We start from the raw sequence: 17,119 nt of genomic DNA, 5'->3' as shown, positions 1-17,119 counted from the left end.
CAAGCAAACACGATAAATGCGCTTAATTCGGCCGCTGGGCCTGGGAGGCCAGTTCTTCGAAACGCGAGTAATCGACCCCTATGCGCACCGCCCCCCAGCGGCTGTCATCGATATCCAGTGGAATGGACAGATCGGTAACAATCTCGCCGGTATCGCGCATATACGTCTGGCACAGCACGCCCGCCGAGTTCTCCGCGGCGCCCAGGCTGACCGGGTCGTCGAATATGCGCTTGTTGCGCACGTGGCGGGTGTCGTGGTCCAGGTCGCCGGTGGGTTGGCGCGAATAACGCGTGTTGTGGGTGGGGCAATAGCCGTTCTTGTCGATGAGCAGGGTATAGAAGCCGCCCGGAAGCTGGTCCAGCATGTAGTCCAGGACCTGGGTCAGCGGCTGGTCGACGGAGCTGTCGTAGCGGGTATGGTAGCGCGGCGGGTTGCTGCCGGGTATGCGCTGGTACTGCTGGTCGAAGATATCCGCGCCCTGGTTCCTGGCCTGCAGCAGCACGGTCTTGCACGCCGATTGCAGCGAATCGAGCATGGCGGCCAGGGCGTCGAACGGCGTGTTGCCGGTGCGCAGCGCCGCCAGCATTTCCTGGAGGCGCTCGGACTTGTCGCGCACGGCGACCACCTGATCGTTCATGGTGACCATGCGGTTCTGGACCTGGGAACTGAGCATGGCGATCCGTTCGATGGCGTGGTTCATTTCCTGATTGGTCGAAGCCACCTGCCCGACGGTGTGCACGACTTCGTTCATCTGGATGTCCATATGCTCGAAGTCTTTGACGAACTGGTCGAAATTGGCGGTGAACTGGGTCACGACCTTGCCCGAAGAAGTCATGTCCAGATGGATGTGATCGGTTTTCTCGCGCGTGCTGGCGACCAGTTCAAGGATTTCGCCGGCATGCTGGACGATTTCGCCGGTGGCCGCATTGACCCGCTCGGCCAGCTTGCCCACTTCGCTGGCGACCACGGCGAAGCCCTTGCCGGCCTCGCCGGCGCGCGCCGCCTCGACCCCGGCATTCAGGGCCAGCAAATGCGTCTGGAGCGCAATATCCTTGATCAGCCGGCTGGTATCGCCCACCGACTGGGCGCGCTCGCTGAGCTGCGACACCACGCCGGAGAAGACTTCCATCTGCGTGGTCACGCGGCTGACGCGCTGGTGCAATTCGTTGAGCTGGCCCAGGGTCTGGCGGGCGACGTCCATCTGGTCGTGAAAGGTGGAGGCGATCTCGCCGACCGACGCCGAGGTTTGCTCGGACATCGCGGCGATCTGGGCGCCGCGCGTGGCCAGGCCCTGGGACTCGGCCGCCTGCTCGCGCGCCATGTCGCGACAGGCCACCGTTTGAGCCAGCAGGCGCGCCGTGTTCAGGGAAATGTCGATACTGGCCTGGCGCATCGTGACGAAGCGATCGCGCAGAGCCGACAGGAAACGGGATAAAGGCCAGGCCAAGGGGCTGAACGTCCAGGCACGATCGGACAGCGTGGCCTGCCCCTTGCTCAGGCGTTTAAGCAAACGCGATACGCCCACCATGCGTTTGGTCGTCTGTTTCATGCGTGTCTCCTGACTTGCTTTTATGTTGATCGGGGCGGCCTTTGCGGGCCGCCCCAATTTTTTTGCAAATTAGCAGTATTGCGGGGCGGCCCCCTTATTGCTCCGCCCTTGTCTGTTTGACTCTGCTTGCCTCCACTGTATCAAAATAGCAAGAAAATGTATCTAGTCGTTTATCAGAAGCCCAGGCTGGAGAGCAGATCGTCGACCTGGTCCTGGCTGGTGACGACATCGACCTTGCCTTGCGGGTTGACCGCGGGGCCGTTCATGAGCGATTTGGTTTCTTCGCGCAATTCCTGGGGGACGTTGTCGACCAGCACCTGCACCAGCTCGGTTTCGATGGCCGACACCACGCCCAGCATCTTCATGATGACCTGGCCGGTCAGATCCTGGAAATCCTGAGCCATGATGATTTCAAGCAGGTGGTTCTGCGAGGCGGCGGTTTTTTCTGGAACAGATTTCAGCAGCGCCCGGGTATCGTCCACCAGTTCGCGCGCATCGGCCAGCTCGACCGGATGGTCGAACCAGGCTTGCCAGCGCGCATCCAGCGCCTTGGCATCGCGCTGCATGCTGTCCTGCAGGGGCTGGGTCTGCTCGGCGGCGTTCAAGACCCGGTTGGCCGCCTGTTCGGTCATGCGGGCGACGTAATGCAGGCGGTCGCGCGCATCGGGAATGGCATGCGCGGCATCCTTGATGGCCTGATCCAGGCCGAGTTCGCGCATGCTTTCGCGCAGCATGCGCGTCAGCGAGGCAATACGATGAATCAAATCGACCGGCGGCTCGCCGCCTATCGCCCGAGCCGTGGGATTGTCTGCGGTGTCCATGCTTGCCCCTTAAGACTCGAGTTTTTCGAAGATTTTATTCAGCTTCTCTTCAAGAGTGGCCGCTGTAAAAGGCTTGACCACATAGCCGTTCGCACCGGCCTGGGCGGCGGCGATGATGTTTTCCTTCTTGGCTTCGGCGGTCACCATCAGCACGGGCAGCTTGGCCAGCGAGGCATCGGCCCGGATGTTCTGCAGCATGGTCAGCCCGTCCATATTCGGCATGTTCCAGTCGGACACGACGAACTCGAAATTGCCGTTGCGCAGTTTTTCCAAACCCATGGCGCCGTCTTCCGCTTCATCGACGTTCTCGAACCCCAGGTCCTTGAGCAGGTTCTTGATGATGCGACGCATGGTCGGAAAATCATCGACGACCAGGATTTTCATGGTTTTCTGTACCACTTAACACTCTCCAAAATAATAAAGCCGCCGGGCCGGCAAGAAAATCAGACCCGGTGGCCATAAGAGCCGGCGCTGGCCAAAATGCGCTCGCTCATTTCCGATAACGGTACCGCGTTCTCCGTTGCCCCGATGTGCAAGGCTTCGCGCGGCATCCCAAATACAACACAACTGGCTTCGTCTTGCGCAAAGGTCGTGGCGCCGGCCTGTTTCATGGCCAACAAGCCCTGCGCCCCGTCCTTGCCCATGCCGGTCAGGATGACGCCCACGGCGTTCTTCCCGGCGACCTGGGCGGCGGAGTGAAACAATACATCAACCGAAGGGCGATGCCGGTTGACCGGATCGCTGTATTCCAGCTTGACTACATAATTGGCCCCCGAGCGGGCCAGCTTCATGTGGGCGAGCCCGCCGGGCGCCAGATAGACATGGCCCGGCAGCACGCGCTGGCCGTCTTCCGCTTCGTGGACCTGGACCGCGCACAGGTTGTCCAGGCGCTGCACGAAGGAACGGGTGAAGCCGGCCGGCATGTGCTGCGTGATCATGATGGCGGGACTGTTGGCCGGCAAGGGTTCGAGCACCTGGCGTATGGCTTCGGTTCCGCCCGTGGAAGCGCCGATCAGCACCAGTTTTTCGGTGGTGGAAAAAGGCTGGGTCAGCCTGGCCCGGGGAGCGGCGCCCGGCTGCTGGGCCTGGCGCGGCCGGGAATTGGCGGCCGCGCGTATCTTGTCGGCGATCAGTTCGCCGTATTCCATCAGGCCGTCGCGCAGGCCCAGCTTGGGCTTGGTGACGAAATCGACCGCACCCAGCTCGAGGGCGCGCAAGGTCACTTCGGAATTGCGCTCGGTCAGCGACGACACCATGACCACCGGCATGGGCCGCAGCCGCATCAGGCGCTCGAGGAAGTCCAGGCCGTCCATGCGCGGCATTTCCACATCCAGCGTCAGGACGTCGGGATTATGCTGCTTGATCAATTCGCGGGCGATCAGGGGATCGGGCGCGGCCGCGACCACTTCCATATCGGGATGGCTATTGATGATCTCCGTCATCAACCCGCGGACCAGAGCGGAGTCATCGACACACAGGACACGAATCTTCTTCATTCTTTACGCTTTAAAAAAACGAGCGTCAGCCGCTACGTTGTTACGTACACGGTCTGCCCTTGCAGGCGGAACGATTTGGTCAGGTACGTGAAGTTTTCGGAATGGCCGGCAAACAACAGGCCGCCTGGCTTCAATATGGCCGCGAAACGCTCCAGAATGCGGGTCTGCGTGGCCTTATCGAAATAAATCATGGTGTTGCGACAAAAAATGACATCCAGCTTCTGGGTAATGGGCCAATTGGGCGAAAGCAGGTTCAGGGTGTCGAAGTCGATCATGTCGCGCAGGACGGGCTTGACGCGCACCATGCCCGTGCGCCGGCCCGTGCCGCGCTGAAAATATTTCCGCAGGTAGTCCTCGGGAATGGGGCTGGCCCTTTCCATGGTGTACACGCCTTCCTGCGCTTTCTGGACGGCATGGGTATCGATGTCGGTCGCCAGGATGGACACGCCGCTGTCGGGCGCGGGGCAGGATTCGCGCAGCGTCATGGCGATGGAATAAGGCTCTTCGCCGGTGGAACTGGCGCAGCACCACAGGGAAAACGGCTTCTTGCGCGTTTTGGCGAACTTGGCCAGGATGGCGAAGTGATGCTGCTCGCGGAAGAAGGCGGTGTGATTGATGGTGAAGGCGTTGATGAACGCTTCCCACTGCGGCGACTGGCTGTTCAGTTCCAGGTGATCGAGGTATTCCTTGACATTGGCCATGCCCAGGCTTTTTGCCCGCATGGCCAGGGTACGCTCGGCCATTTCCTGCTTGTGTCCCCCCAGCACGATGCCGGCGCGAGCGCGCAGTATGCGCGCCGCCCGCTCAAAATCGTTATGCCCGACCTCGGGTAAGGCAGGCATGGTGAAGATCGACTGTGCTATGGATGACATGATCTAGGAGCTGGTTAGAACTCCGGCAGGTTGCGCCAGGTTCAGCCGTCCCGTACTGGACGCGTCTTCCGGCTTGGAATGATGCAGCCGCGCGGCGGCCACATCGATGACTTCGTTGGCATTGATCTTGAACACCGCCACGGCTTCGGCCAGACGCGTGGCCTGGTCCTGCAGCGAGCCGGCCGCGGCCGCCGCCTCTTCGACCAGCGCCGCGTTCTGCTGCACCACGCTGTCCATCTGCGTGACCGCCTGGTTCACCTGCTCGATCCCGTCGGACTGCTCGTGCGAGGCCGAGGAGATCTCGCCCATGATGGTCGTGACCCCTTGCACCGAGCCGACCACCTCCTGCATGATCTCGCCCGCCTGGCCCGCCTGCTTGGCACCGGCCTGCACCTTCAGCTGCGACTCCTCGATCAGCACCTTGATCTCCTTGGCCGCCTGCGCGCTGCGCTGCGCCAGCGAGCGCACCTCGCCCGCCACCACCGCAAAGCCCTTGCCCTGCTCGCCCGCGCGCGCCGCTTCCACCGCCGCGTTCAGCGCCAGGATGTTCGTCTGGAACGCGATCCCGTCGATCACCCCCACGATCTCGACCATCTTGCCCGAGCTGGTGGAAATCTCGCCCATCGTGTCCACCACCGCCGAGACCGCCTGGCCTCCGCGCGCGGCCACGTCCGAGGCGCTCTTGGCCAGCGTGTCGGCCTGCGTCGCGTTGTCCGTGTTCTGGCGCACCGTGCTGGCCAACTGCTCCATGCTCGCCGCCGTCTCTTGCAAGGACGCCGCCTGCTGCTCGGTGCGGCTGCTCAGATCCGTGTTGCCCATGAAGATCTCGCGCGAACCCAGCGTGATCTCCTCCACGCCCTGGCGCACCGTGCTCACCGTGCGCGTCAGGCTTTCCTGCATCCGCCGCAAGGCCTCGTACAGCACGCCGATCTCGTTGCGCGAACGAACCTCCACGCGCTGCGTCAGGTCGCCCCCGGCAATCCGGTCGAAATGCGTGCCGGCCAGCCGCAAGGGGCGCAAGACCACGCGTCCCAGGAAAACGTAGGAAAGGAAAGCGATGAGCACGCAGGCCAGCATGGCGCCGGACACCAGCATGATCACCAATTGGTAATGGTCGGCCTCGGTCTGGTAAGTGCGGTCGATCAGGCGCTGCTGGAAGGATTGCAGGCCGCCCAGCGAGCTGTAGAGGTCTTCTTCCAGGAATAGGGTGGTGCTGCCCAGGAAGCTGTGGTAATCGCGGATGTTGCCCGAAGAAATCAGGCTGAACAAAGGCATGACGCCGCCTTCCATCAGCGTGGCATAGCCCTCGATCACGCGGCGGTAGCGGTTTTCGGGGTCGGGAACGTTTTGCGCGAGTTCCTGGAACGCCTTGAACCGCGACATCGACTGGTCGTATTCCTTGCGCGCCGCGTCGATAAGCCCGCGCGATTCGTCGCTGAGGGCGGAAGCGTCGGCGCCGCCTTGGACGCCCCATTCGCTGGCGATGGCATAGCTTTGCTGGTCGCTATTGACGATGAAGCTGGCAACGGCCCGTCCCAGTATGGTCTGCACGTTCTTGTAGCCGTCGATGGCCGTGCTGAGGTTGGCGCCCAGGCGTTGATTCAGGACGATGTTGTTCAAGGCCTGGTTGTTGGCGCGCAGGGACAGGACGCCCAGGGCGGCGCCGGCAATGAGCATCAGCAGAAAGAACACCAGCACCAGGATGAGGCTGCTGCGTATCTTCATATCGGAGAACAGGGAAATCTTGCGCATCCCGCTACATACCTTCAAATAGGAATTCCACCGCCTCCGGCGAACGCCATCCGGAAGCGTCCAGCGCTATCAAGCAACGGCGTTTTCGACCAGCGCCATCTCTTCGCTGGTCATGAGCTTCTCGATGTCGACCAGGATCAGCATGCGCTCGCCCAGCGTGCCGATGCCGGTGAGGTATTCGGTGGAGAAGGCCGTGCCGAACTGAGGCGCCGCGCTGATCTGCGACTGCTGCAGCATGAGGACGTCGGACACGCCGTCGACCACCACGCCGACCACGCGCGTTTGCAGGTTCAGGATGACGACCACGGTCTGGTGATCGTATTCGACGCGCTCGAGATTGAACTTGATGCGCATGTCGACGATGGGAACGATGATGCCCCGCAGATTGGTAACGCCCTTGACGAACGAGGGCACATTGGCGATCCGGGTAACGCTCTGGCTGTCGTAGCCGCGGATTTCCTGAACCTTCAGGATGTCGATTCCGTACTCTTGCGCCGCAAGCGTGAATACCAGGAACTCCTGGCCCGTGGTGTCGACCTGCTGGGCATTGGATTCGAATTTGTTGAACATTGCTTTCTCCGAAACTTTAAAGAGGCGTTATATCGTCGTTTTGTCGCGGGTAACACGCATCAGCGCGAATACGTCGACAATCAGCGCTACGCTGCCATCACCCAGGATGGTGGCGGCGGATACACCCGGTATTTTTCGATAATTGGATTCCAGGTTCTTCACGACAACCTGGTGCTGCCCGATCAGATGGTCGACCAGCAGGGCGAAGCGCACGTCCTCGGCTTGCAGAACGACCGCTATCGCCCGCGTGATGTCGGTTTCCGCCCCTTCGACCGAAAAGACATTGTGCAGGGCCACCATGGGAAGGTATTCGCCGCGCACGTGCAGCACGTGTTCGGACTCGGAAATGCTGCGTATCTGGTCGGCCGAGGGCTGCATGGATTCGGTGACGTGGCTGAGCGGCAGGATGAAGGTTTCCTCGCCCACCTTGACCGACATGCCATCCAGGATGGCCAGCGTCAGGGGCAGCACGATGCGGGTGGTCGCCCTGCCCGGACGGGAAAGACAATTGTATGTGTCCGCCCATGCCCTGGATGTTGCGCCGGACCACGTCCATGCCCACACCCCGGCCGGAGATGTCGGTGACCTTTTCCGCCGTGGAAAAGCCCGGCGCGAAAATAAGCTGCCAGAGCTCCTCGTCGGGCGTGTTCTCGGTGACCGCCATGCCTTGCGACAGCGCCTTCTTCAGGATGCGCTCGCGGCTCAGGCCGGCGCCGTCGTCGGAGACTTCGATGACGATCTGGCCGCCGTGATGCTGGGCGGACAGAACCATGTTGCCCTCGGGGCTTTTGCCCGACGCCACCCGCACTTCGGGCGATTCGATGCCATGGTCGATACTGTTGCGCACCAGATGCGTCAGGGGATCGATGATGCGTTCGATAAGGCTCTTGTCCAGCTCGGTGGCCTGGCCGTAGGTGGTGAGCTTGATCTGCTTGCCCAGCTTGACGGCGCTTTCGCGAACCACGCGCGGGAAGCGGCTGAATACATAGTCCATGGGCATCATGCGTATGGACATGACGGCTTCCTGGAGGTCGCGCGCATTGCGCTCCAGCTGCTCGATGCCGTTGAGCAGGCGATCGTGCACGACCGGATCCAGGGTGGATGCGGTCTGCACCAGCATGGCCTGCGTGATGACCAGTTCGCCGACCAGGTTGATGATCTGGTCGACCTTCTCGACGCCGACGCGTATGGTGCTGCTGGAGGATCCCGAGGCGGGCGCCTTTTCAGGCCTGGAGGACGGTTGCTTCGCGGACGGGCTGGCGGCCGGCGCGGGCTCGGGGCTGGGCGCGGGAGCGGGATTCTCGGCAACGGGCGCCGCCGGGGCGGCGGCTTGCGGAGCGGAGGGCTCTGGCTGGGCGGCCGGCGAGGCCGGCGCCGCCAAGGGCGCGGCTTCGCGCGCAATGTCGACCTGGTCATCGTTGACGATGAATCCGCACACCGCTTCGAGGTCGCCCGAGCTGGCCGTGGTGTTCAGCCAGATGGACAGCGTGTCCGCCGTCTTTTCCTGGTGCAGGACGTCGCCCAGCAGCGCCATCTCGGCCGCCAGGGCCTCCATGTCTTTGGCGCCCAGACGCACCACCCGCACGCGCAGGGGCAGGCCGGCGTCCGCCGGCGCGGGCGTTGCGGCCACGGCTGCGGGCGCAGGGGCGGCCGCGGCGACAGGCTCGGGCGCGGCCACGGGGGCCGGGACGGGGGCTTGCGGCACGGGCGCCGCCGCTGCGGGCGCGGCCGGCTGGCCCTGTTGTTCGAGCGCCAGTTCGCGCAATTGGGCGCAGATCCGTTCGTAGGCCTGCACGTCGGGATCCTGGGAGTTTCGGTACGCCGCCACTTGCTCTGTCAACACATCTTTGGTTTCCAAGAATAAATCGATCATGTCTTTGCGCAACGGCATCTCGCCCCTGCGGATGTTGTCCAGCAGATTTTCCAGCAGGTGGGTGGTTTCGGCGAGATGTCCAAAACAGCCGAACGTGCCGGCCCCCCCCTTGATGGAATGGGCCGCCCGGAAGATGGCATTGAGCTGGTCGGTGTCGGGATTATCCAGATCCAGTCCGAGCAGAAGCTGCTCCATATCGGCCAACAGCTCGTCGGCCTCGTCAAAAAACGTTTCGAAAAACTGGCTCAGGTCAACGCCCGCACTCATGATTGCTTCCTTTTACTGTAGAGCTCTGTCATTCGCCTTCCCTATCGGGCCCGCCTAATTATGATTTGTTACCGGCAACAATGCCAGCCCGCCGCGTCCATGCCGTGAATCCGCCAGCCACGAAATCGCCAGCCTTGCCCCGGCCGGGGGCAAAGCTGTTTATTGTCCGACCGGCGACAGCGGCTTGACGGGCAGTTCCAGCAAGTCGGGCAGGCCCGGCACGGCGCCCCCGGGTACCGGCGCGGGCGCAGGCTCCAACAGATCCTTCAGCGTGGCGGCCGAGGCTGCGGAAGCATTCTGCTCGTCGATGCGGCGCTCGGCACGGCTGTTCAGCACAACAATACTGATACGTCGATTAACGGCTGCGGCCGGATTATCTTTAATCAGGCTGACCGACGCGGCCAGGCCCAGTATGCGCTTGATCTTAGGCTCGTCCATGCCGCCGGCCACCAATTCCTTGCGGGCCGCATTGGCCCGGTCGGCGGACAGCTCCCAGTTGCTGTACTCGCGCTCGCCGGTGGCGTACTGGATGGAATCGGTGTGGCCCGCGATGCTGATGCTGTTGGGCAGCTTGTTGAAGACCGGACCCAGCTGGCGCAGGATGTCCCGCATATAGGACTGGACCAGGGCGCTGCCGGTGGCGAACATGGGACGGTTCTGCTTGTCGATGATCTGGACCCGCAGGCCGTCCGGCGTCATGTCCAGCAGCAGCTGGGGACTGAACTGCTGAAGCACGGGATCGGTCTTGATCAGGTCTTCGAGCTCGGTCTTCAGGCTTTCCAGGCGCTGCACGTCGCGCAGGTCGCCTTCGGTATGGACGTCGCCCCGCGAAGGAATGGGGCTGGGATTGGGAATGACGCTGGACGCTCCGGCGGGGATCACGCTACTGCCGCTTTCGTTCTTGGGGCCGCCGGTGACGGCGGTCATGAGCGGCATGCGAAAGTACTCGGCGATGGCCTGCAGGTCTTTCTGCGGAACCAGGGAAAGCAGCCACATGACCAGGAAGAAGGCCATCATGGCCGTCATGAAGTCGGCGTAGGCGATCTTCCAGCTGGAGTTGTGTTTGGATTCCGCAACATTGCGCTTGCGCCGGATGACGATCCGCGGCTGGGATTTCTTCATGACGGCTCGTTACGCCTTGCGGGCGGGCGCGCGCGTTTGCCGGACATGGTCTTCCAGTTCCATGAACGACGGCCTGACGTAGGAATACAGGACCTTGCGGCCGAATTCCACCGCCAATTGCGGCGGGTAGCCGTTCATGCTGGCCAGCAAAGTGACCTTGATGCATTCCAGGACCTTGGAAGACGCGACCGAACGGCGCTCGATCGAGGCGGCCAGCGGCGCGACGAAGCCGTAGGCCAGCAATACTCCCAGGAAGGTACCGACCATGGCTTTGGAAATGAGGTCGGCCAGGATGGCCGGCGGCTGGTCCACCGAGGCCAGGGCCTTGATCACGCCCAGCACGGCGGCCACGATCCCGAAGGCGGGCAAGGCGTCGGCCACGGCGTGCAACGAGTTGGCGGGGACGTTGCGTTCCTGGTGATGCGCCTCGATCTCCTGATCCATCAGGGTCTCGATCTCGTAGGAGCTCATGTTGCCGCTGACCATCAGGCGCAGGTAGTCGGTGATGAACTCCATCAGTTTCTCGTCGCGCAGGATGCGGGGGTATTCGGTGAAGATGGGGCTGGTTTCGGGCTCTTCGATATCCGATTCGATGGACATCAGGCCGTCGCGGCGCGCCTTGTTCAGCAGCACATACAACAACGCCATCAGTTCCATGTACAGCTCTTTGCTGTAAGGGCTCTTGCGGACCACCAGGGGCAGCGACTCGAACAGCAGCTTGATGGATTTTCCGCTGCTCGAAGCGATGTAGGCGCCCAGCGCGGCTCCGGCGATCAGAACGAATTCGAACGGCTGGTACAAGGCGCCCAGATGCCCGCCCAAGCCGACATAGCTGCCGAATACCGAGAAGAAAACGATCAGGAACCCAACGAAAATAAACACGGATACGCCTTCAGTAAACACATGTTGCATATGATCCCTTTTTTTGGCGACGGCAAAAGCGCCTTTCAAAGGGTGTTTTTGAGCCTAAATCCCCGCTCTGGGCAAAAAAAACCGCCTCGGAACTTCCGGGGCGGATCGATCGTTCATGGAACGGGGCCGTCACAGCATCAACCCGAGACTGGACTGACCTTGCCGGCGGCCTTGCGGGCCGAACGCAGCACTTCGACGGGATTCGCCGCGGAGACCTTGCTGCGGGTCTTGCCGGCCCTGGGCGGCGGCCGGCAGATGGCGCAGACGAAATCGTTCTGCGGATCGTGGGCGTGGGCCACAAAACCGCCCTTGCAGCGCGTGCAATGCGACAGCTGAACCATATTGCTGTCGAAAAACCGGACCAGCATCCAGGCGCGCGTAAAACTGAGCACGGGCTCTTCGCCGGCATCGGCCGCCCTGCCGGTGGAGGCCTGCTCGAGATAGAGCTTGTAGGCTTCGACCAGGGCTCGCGCCTTCTTGGCCGGCGTATGCGCATCCATGTACTGGTACACGCTATAAAATACGCTGGAGTGGATGTTGGGCAGCCAGGTCATGAACCAGTCGACCGAAAAAGGCAGCATGCCCTTGGGCGGCGAGCAGCCCTTGACCTCCCGGTACAAGCGGGCAAGGCGATCATAGCTAAGGCTGGTCTCGGCCTGCAATACCTGCAGGCGGGCGCCCAGCTGGATCATTTCGGTGGCCAGAAGGATTTCTTCCGCTTCCCTGGCGACGCTTTTTGTTGCCATAATGCGTGTTATCGAAGGCGGCAATCCGTTTAAACGGACTGCTCGCTGACCTGCTGGGACAGCAGTATGGTGGAATGGGCCTGTTGAAGCACCCCGCCCAGCACGTCCTGGGTCAGGGAAGACAGAAGGTCGTAATCGTTCAGGCGGAATTTGCAGATCAGGGAACTGGAACCGGCCAGCTTGACCAGTTGGGCGGGCGACAGGCGCATGACGATATCCGCGACATCGGAATCGAAGCCCAGGCGGAACATGCCGGCCGCGTAGTTTTCACGCAGCATGCGCTGTGCAAGCATCAAGTAGGACAGATTGACTTCTTGAATGTCGCTCAATAACGAATTATCGGTGACGGGCATTGTGCCCTCCTTATTGAAAACCGAAACAATCTCGCGGTAGAAATCGCGGATATTTGTCAGAAGTTAATAAATGTTAATGAATTAACAAAATCCGATTAATGTATCTACAGCAAATGCCCGATCAGCTGGGCTGATAATTTACAAAAAGCCATTGAACTGCTTACAACCATGCAAATTCTGTATAAATGACATAGGCATAGTATCAAATATTTAAAGAAAATTACATGACAGCGCTGTCGTAGTTACACAATATTCCGGAAAATATCAGCCAAAAGTTACATTACCCTGTAAAAAAACAACGCCCGGCCTGCTTTGTATCCAAAGGCTCAGCTTTTCTTATGTCGATAGCAATGATCAGAAGACGCTCATCATGCTTGCTGCTAATGACAGCCGGATTACTCCTGCTGGCCGGCTGCGCGAGCCGGGGGCCGGACGCTTACTCATCGGCCCGCCCCGCCGCGGCCATCGTCCTGGCGCCGGGCCAGCGCAGCGAAGTGGTGTTGACCGCCATGGGCCTGCTGCAATCGCGCTACCGCTACGGCGGCTCGAACCCTGACACCGGATTCGACTGCAGCGGCCTGGTGGCCTATGTATTCGGCCGGGCGGCCGGCCAGCCCCTGCCCCACAACACGGCCCGGATAGCGGAGCTGGCCCGGCCCGTTCCAAGAAGCCAGTTGAAAGCGGGCGACTTCGTGTTCTTCAACACCCTGAATCGCCCTTTTTCCCATATGGGTATATATATAGGCAATGCGCAATTCGTGAACGCACCCTCCACGGGCGGACAGGTGCGCGTGGACTCCTTGAACAATCCCTATTTCGCCCGGCGGTTCGAATCGGCGCGCACGCTGTTCGGTTCCTGAGTTTCGACAGGCGCACGCGCTCCGCCCGGATCCGCGGGCCGGCGGCGGCTTGGCCGCCGCCATGACTTCCAGGCTATGGGCCGGCTACCCGGGCAGCCGCTGGTATTGCGCGGCAAGCTCCAGGAATTCATCCAAGCGGGGATCCACGCCGGTTTCCTCGCGCAGAATGTCCGCCACCGCCGGCGCCACGTCCTGGGCCAGCCGCGCGTCCAGGAACAACAGGCGCGAACGGCGGGCCAGCACGTCTTCCACGCTGCGGGCATATTCGCTGCTTGCGGCAAAACGCAGCATGGCAATGGTCAGGCCCGGGGCCAGCTCGACGTCGGCGCCCGGCAGTTGCGCAAGCCACTCGGCCTCGGTGCCGTAGGCGTCCAGCCCGGGAGCGCCGGCCAGGCTCTTGCGGCCCTGGCCGGGAGCGGGCGCGCCCACCAGCTTGAAATCGGCGGTCTCCGAGGGCGGCAGGCGTTCGAGCAAGGCGCTCTCCATGCACTTGTCCAGCACGTCTTCGGCCATCGCCCTGTAGGTCGTCCATTTTCCGCCGGTGACCGTCACCAGGCCGCTGGGGCTGACCAGCACGGTGTGCTCGCGGCTGATCTTCTTGGTGTTGCCGCCCTCGTTTTCGGGCGGCCGCACCAGAGGGCGCAAACCAACCCAGATGCTCTTGACGTCGGAGCGCGATGGTGGGCGGGACAGGTATTTGGCCGCCTCGCCCAGAATGAATTCGACCTCTTCGGCGAAGGCCAGCGGTTCGCGGGACAGGTCGTGGCGCGGCGTATCGGTGGTGCCCAGGATGACCTTGCCCAGCCAGGGCACCGCAAACAACACCCTGCCGTCCTGGGTCTTGGGCACCAGCAGCGCATGGTCGCCGGGAAAGAATTCGCTGTCCACCACCAGATGCACGCCCTGGCTGGGCGCGACCATGGGCTGGGTGTCTCGGCCGGTGGCCGAGCCGTCCATGCGGCGGATATCGTCGACCCAGACGCCGCCCGCGTTGATGACGCAGCGGGCCCGCAAGGTGTGGATGTCGCCGGTTTCGGCATCCCGGCATTGCAGGCCGGCCACCCTGCCCTGTTCATGGAGCAGCTGTGTGACCGGACAGTAGTTGATCAGCAAGGCGCCCTGGGCGGCGGCGGTACGCGCCAGGGCGAGCGCCAGCCTGGCATCGTCGAACTGGCCGTCCCAATATTTGACGCCGCCCTTCAGGCCCTGCGTCCTGACGCCCGGAATGCAGCCCTGCGTCTGGCGCGGGTTGAGAAATTCGGTGGAGCCCAGGCCTGCCTTTCCGGCCAGGGCGTCATAGATCTTCAGGCCTGTGCCATAGAAGGGCGTTTCCCAGCATTTGTAGCCGGGCATGACGAAAGGCAGCGGCCGCGCCAGATGAGAGGCATTGTTGAGCAGCGTCGAGCGCTCGTGCAAGGCTTCGCGTACCAGAGCGATATTGCCCTGCGCCAGATAGCGGACCCCGCCATGGACCAGCTTGGTCGCGCGCGAAGATGTGCCCTTGGCGAAGTCGTGGGACTCCAGCAGGACCACCGACAGGCCCCGCAGCGCGGCATCCAGCGCCACCCCCAGGCCTGTCGCGCCGCCGCCGATGATGGCCAGGTCCACCTGGCCCAGGCCGGCCAGGGTGCTGAAAAGCCGCGCGCGGTCGGTCGCCTGGGGAGATACAAGTGATGTCATAGAAAAACAGCCTGAAAATTTGAAGCAGCGTAAGTGTAGAACACCGGACCCGGCGGAAGTGGAAAGGCCGTGTGCCGGGATTCGCGCACACGGCCTTCGTTCGCCCTAGGCCGGGCTTAACGCACCCGGCCCTCCTTCCAGGCATTCAGCAGTGCATCGTAGGCCACGGTCTCGCCCTTGGGGCTTTCGTCGGCCAGCTTCTTCCAGGGCGCCTCCTTGTCGCTGAGCCATTTGGACGGATCGCTCTTGGGATTGAGCTTGGGCGCGCAATGGCTCATGCCGGCGCGTTCCAGCCGTGCCATGACGGCGTCCATCTCGGTCGCCAGGTTGTCCATGGCCTGCTGGGGCGTCTTCTCGGCGGTGATCGCCGTGGCGACGTTCTTCCACCACAACTGAGCCAGCTTGGGGTAGTCGGGCACATTGGTGCCGGTCGGCGTCCAGGCCACGCGGGCGGGGCTGCGATAGAACTCGATCAGGCCGCCGTACTTGTCGGCGTTCTTGGTGAAGTAATCGCTGTGTATGTCGCTATCGCGGATGAAGGTCAGGCCCACGATGGACTTCTTGAGCGAGGCGGTCTTGGACGTGACGAACTGCGCATACAGCCAGGCCGCCGCCACTTTCTTGGGATCGTGGTTCTTGAAGAAGCTCCATGAGCCGACGTCCTGGTAGCCGTTCTGCATGCCGTCCTTCCAGTAGGGGCCGTGCGGGGCCGGCGCCATGCGCCACTTGGGCGTGCCGTCGTCGTTGACCACGGGCAGGCCTTTCTTGGTCATGTCGGCGGTGAAGGCCGTGTACCAGAAGATCTGCTGTGCAATGTGCCCTTGCGCGGGAACCGGGCCCGATTCGCTGAACGTCATGCCCTGCGCTTCCTTGGGCGCGTATTTTTTCATCCAGTCTATGTATTTGGTCAGGGCGTAGACCGCGGCCGGCGAATTGGTGGCGCCGCCGCGCGAAACCGAGGCGCCGACCGGTGTGCATTTATCGTCGGCGACCCGTATGCCCCATTCGTCCACCGGCATGCCGTTGGGCGTGCCCTTGTCGGCGGTGCCCGCCATGGACAGCCACGCATCGGTGAATCGCCATCCCAGCGAAGGATCCTTCTTGCCATAGTCCATGTGGCCGTAGATGGGCTTGCCGTCCACGGTCTTGACGTCGTTGGTGAAGAAGTTGGCGATGTCTTCGTAGGCCGTCCAGTTCACGGGAACGCCCAGCTCGTAGCCGTACTTGGCCTTGAACTTGTCCTTGAGGTCTTGGCGCGAGAACAGGTCGGCGCGGAACCAGTACAGGTTGGCGAACTGCTGGTCGGGCAACTGGTACAGCTTGCCGTCGGGCGCCGTGGTGAAGGAGGTGCCGATGAAGTCCTTGATGTCGAGCGTGGGGCTGGTCCATTGCTTGCCGTCGCCATTCATGTAATCGGTCAGGGACAGCATCTCGCCATAGCGGTAATGGGTGCCGATCAGGTCGGAATCGGAAATCCAGCCGTCATAGATGGACCGGCCCGACTGCATCGAAGTTTGCAGCTTCTCGACCACGTCGCCTTCCTGGATGAGGTCGTGATGCACCGTGATGCCGGTGATCTCGGCAAAGGCCTTGGCCAGTGTCTTGGCTTCGTACTCGTGGGTGGTGATGGTTTCGGACACCACCGATACTTCGTTCACGCCCTGTTCCTTGAGCTTGTTGGCGGCATCGATGAACCATTTCATTTCAGCCAGCTGCTGGTCCTTGCTGAGGGTGGATGGCTGGAATTCGTTGTCTATCCATTTCTGGGCTTCGGCCTCGCCGGCGAACGCCTGGGCCGACAATGCGCACGTTATGGCAAACGCCAGTGCAGTACGACGAAATAACATGATGGTCTCCTCGGTAGAACACGTCCCCGTTTTTCCGTCCTGCCGCGTTGATCCGGGGAAAGGTCAAATCACGCGGCATCAAGCACCTAACCCTTGCGCATGATCAGCGCCAGGACCAGCATGGATACGACGAAACTTATCCAGATGCTGGGCTCTTGTTCCATCTCCAGCCAGCCGGCCACGCCGCCCGCCACGCCCAGGAAGCCCAGGTTGATGTAGGCCGCCACCAGCAGGCCGATGAACAGGCGGTCGCCGCGCGTGGTCGCGATAGGCAGAAAGCCCTTGCGCAGGGACGTGGGCGACCTGATCTCCCAGAATGTCATGGCCGCCAGCATCAGTCCTATGCAAATGAAGAATACGGCGGTGGGCAAAGTCCATACCATCCAGTCGAACATGGCG

The 17,119-nt window shown here is 62.1% G+C and carries 15 protein-coding genes and 1 pseudogene; 1 reads left to right on the top strand and 15 read right to left on the bottom strand.

All coding sequences use genetic code 11. From position 1 onward, the window contains the following. Positions 1 to 22: 22 nt before the first annotated feature. The 12 genes and pseudogenes from OEG81_RS06460 to flhD all read right to left on the bottom strand — a co-directional run bounded on the left by OEG81_RS06460 (position 23) and on the right by flhD (position 12,333). Entirely contained in the window at positions 23 to 1,549 is a 1,527-nt protein-coding gene (locus tag OEG81_RS06460; protein ID WP_317135373.1) for a methyl-accepting chemotaxis protein, read from the bottom strand. 173 nt (positions 1,550 to 1,722) lie between these two features. Then, the gene (cheZ, locus tag OEG81_RS06455) at positions 1,723 to 2,370 is read right to left on the bottom strand and encodes a protein phosphatase CheZ (RefSeq protein WP_264131892.1); all 648 of its coding nucleotides are present in this window, start codon (positions 2,368 to 2,370) and stop codon (positions 1,723 to 1,725) included. Positions 2,371 to 2,379: 9 nt separating this feature from the next. Then, complete coding sequence (gene cheY, locus OEG81_RS06450; protein ID WP_264131891.1) at positions 2,380 to 2,769, bottom strand: chemotaxis response regulator CheY; 390 nt, start codon at positions 2,767 to 2,769, stop codon at positions 2,380 to 2,382. A 44-nt stretch (positions 2,770 to 2,813) separates the two neighbouring features. Next, complete coding sequence (locus tag OEG81_RS06445) at positions 2,814 to 3,866, bottom strand: protein-glutamate methylesterase/protein-glutamine glutaminase (protein ID WP_264131890.1); 1,053 nt, start codon at positions 3,864 to 3,866, stop codon at positions 2,814 to 2,816. A 32-nt stretch (positions 3,867 to 3,898) separates the two neighbouring features. After that, positions 3,899 to 4,738: a CheR family methyltransferase gene (locus OEG81_RS06440; protein ID WP_264131889.1), complete on the bottom strand. Its 840-nt coding sequence runs from the start codon at positions 4,736 to 4,738 to the stop codon at positions 3,899 to 3,901. 3 nt (positions 4,739 to 4,741) lie between these two features. Then, positions 4,742 to 6,490 carry a methyl-accepting chemotaxis protein gene (locus tag OEG81_RS06435; protein ID WP_264131887.1) on the bottom strand — a complete coding sequence of 583 codons (1,749 nt, stop codon included), beginning with the start codon at positions 6,488 to 6,490 and terminating at the stop codon, positions 4,742 to 4,744. Between the two features lie 69 nt (positions 6,491 to 6,559). Then, complete coding sequence (locus OEG81_RS06430) at positions 6,560 to 7,060, bottom strand: chemotaxis protein CheW (protein WP_264131885.1); 501 nt, start codon at positions 7,058 to 7,060, stop codon at positions 6,560 to 6,562. Between the two features lie 27 nt (positions 7,061 to 7,087). Then, positions 7,088 to 9,200 (bottom strand): annotated as a pseudogene (gene cheA / locus OEG81_RS06425) (chemotaxis protein CheA). 159 nt (positions 9,201 to 9,359) lie between these two features. Beyond that, the gene (gene motB / locus OEG81_RS06420) at positions 9,360 to 10,322 is read right to left on the bottom strand and encodes a flagellar motor protein MotB (RefSeq protein ID WP_264131884.1); all 963 of its coding nucleotides are present in this window, start codon (positions 10,320 to 10,322) and stop codon (positions 9,360 to 9,362) included. A gap of 9 nt (positions 10,323 to 10,331) precedes the next feature. Beyond that, complete coding sequence (motA, locus tag OEG81_RS06415) at positions 10,332 to 11,204, bottom strand: flagellar motor stator protein MotA (RefSeq protein WP_264131883.1); 873 nt, start codon at positions 11,202 to 11,204, stop codon at positions 10,332 to 10,334. A gap of 167 nt (positions 11,205 to 11,371) precedes the next feature. Next, a complete protein-coding gene (gene flhC / locus OEG81_RS06410) occupies positions 11,372 to 11,980 on the bottom strand; it encodes a flagellar transcriptional regulator FlhC (RefSeq protein WP_264131881.1) in 609 nt (202 codons plus the stop codon). A gap of 29 nt (positions 11,981 to 12,009) precedes the next feature. After that, the gene (gene flhD, locus OEG81_RS06405; protein WP_264131880.1) at positions 12,010 to 12,333 is read right to left on the bottom strand and encodes a flagellar transcriptional regulator FlhD; all 324 of its coding nucleotides are present in this window, start codon (positions 12,331 to 12,333) and stop codon (positions 12,010 to 12,012) included. 383 nt (positions 12,334 to 12,716) lie between these two features. Between flhD and OEG81_RS06400 the strand changes: the two genes are divergently transcribed. Further along, positions 12,717 to 13,193, top strand: a complete 477-nt coding sequence (locus OEG81_RS06400; RefSeq protein ID WP_264131879.1) for a C40 family peptidase — start codon at positions 12,717 to 12,719, stop codon at positions 13,191 to 13,193. 84 nt (positions 13,194 to 13,277) lie between these two features. Here OEG81_RS06400 and OEG81_RS06395 read toward each other — a convergent pair whose 3' ends face one another. The 3 genes from OEG81_RS06395 to OEG81_RS06385 all read right to left on the bottom strand — a co-directional run bounded on the left by OEG81_RS06395 (position 13,278) and on the right by OEG81_RS06385 (position 17,115). Further along, the gene (locus OEG81_RS06395; protein WP_264131877.1) at positions 13,278 to 14,873 is read right to left on the bottom strand and encodes a glycerol-3-phosphate dehydrogenase/oxidase; all 1,596 of its coding nucleotides are present in this window, start codon (positions 14,871 to 14,873) and stop codon (positions 13,278 to 13,280) included. 116 nt (positions 14,874 to 14,989) lie between these two features. Continuing rightward, positions 14,990 to 16,720, bottom strand: coding sequence for an ABC transporter substrate-binding protein (locus OEG81_RS06390; protein WP_264131876.1), 1,731 nt, complete (start codon positions 16,718 to 16,720; stop codon positions 14,990 to 14,992). Positions 16,721 to 16,806: 86 nt separating this feature from the next. Next, on the bottom strand, positions 16,807 to 17,115 hold the full coding sequence (locus OEG81_RS06385; protein ID WP_264131875.1) for a DUF2160 domain-containing protein: 309 nt from the start codon (positions 17,113 to 17,115) through the stop codon (positions 16,807 to 16,809). Positions 17,116 to 17,119 lie beyond the last annotated feature (4 nt).

The sequence above is a fragment of the Pollutimonas sp. M17 genome (assembly GCF_025836975.1).
Classification (GTDB): domain Bacteria; phylum Pseudomonadota; class Gammaproteobacteria; order Burkholderiales; family Burkholderiaceae_B.
Note: the sequence above shows the minus strand (reverse complement) of the source record. Positions and strands in the feature narration are given on the sequence as shown.

Bases quoted from the DNA above. Each gene is read 5' to 3' on its own strand.
- flhD (WP_264131880.1), bottom strand. From the start codon at position 12,333: ATGCCCGTCACCGATAATTCGTTATTGAGCGACATTCAAGAAGTCAAT.
- OEG81_RS06400 (WP_264131879.1), top strand. From the start codon at position 12,717: ATGACAGCCGGATTACTCCTGCTGGCCGGCTGCGCGAGCCGGGGGCCG.
- OEG81_RS06440 (WP_264131889.1), bottom strand. From the start codon at position 4,738: ATGTCATCCATAGCACAGTCGATCTTCACCATGCCTGCCTTACCCGAG.
- OEG81_RS06385 (WP_264131875.1), bottom strand. From the start codon at position 17,115: ATGTTCGACTGGATGGTATGGACTTTGCCCACCGCCGTATTCTTCATT.
- OEG81_RS06435 (WP_264131887.1), bottom strand. From the start codon at position 6,490: ATGCGCAAGATTTCCCTGTTCTCCGATATGAAGATACGCAGCAGCCTC.
- OEG81_RS06460 (WP_317135373.1), bottom strand. From the start codon at position 1,549: ATGAAACAGACGACCAAACGCATGGTGGGCGTATCGCGTTTGCTTAAA.
- flhC (WP_264131881.1), bottom strand. From the start codon at position 11,980: ATGGCAACAAAAAGCGTCGCCAGGGAAGCGGAAGAAATCCTTCTGGCC.
- OEG81_RS06445 (WP_264131890.1), bottom strand. From the start codon at position 3,866: ATGAAGAAGATTCGTGTCCTGTGTGTCGATGACTCCGCTCTGGTCCGC.
- OEG81_RS06430 (WP_264131885.1), bottom strand. From the start codon at position 7,060: ATGTTCAACAAATTCGAATCCAATGCCCAGCAGGTCGACACCACGGGC.
- OEG81_RS06390 (WP_264131876.1), bottom strand. From the start codon at position 16,720: ATGTTATTTCGTCGTACTGCACTGGCGTTTGCCATAACGTGCGCATTG.
- motB (WP_264131884.1), bottom strand. From the start codon at position 10,322: ATGAAGAAATCCCAGCCGCGGATCGTCATCCGGCGCAAGCGCAATGTT.
- cheZ (WP_264131892.1), bottom strand. From the start codon at position 2,370: ATGGACACCGCAGACAATCCCACGGCTCGGGCGATAGGCGGCGAGCCG.
- OEG81_RS06395 (WP_264131877.1), bottom strand. From the start codon at position 14,873: ATGACATCACTTGTATCTCCCCAGGCGACCGACCGCGCGCGGCTTTTC.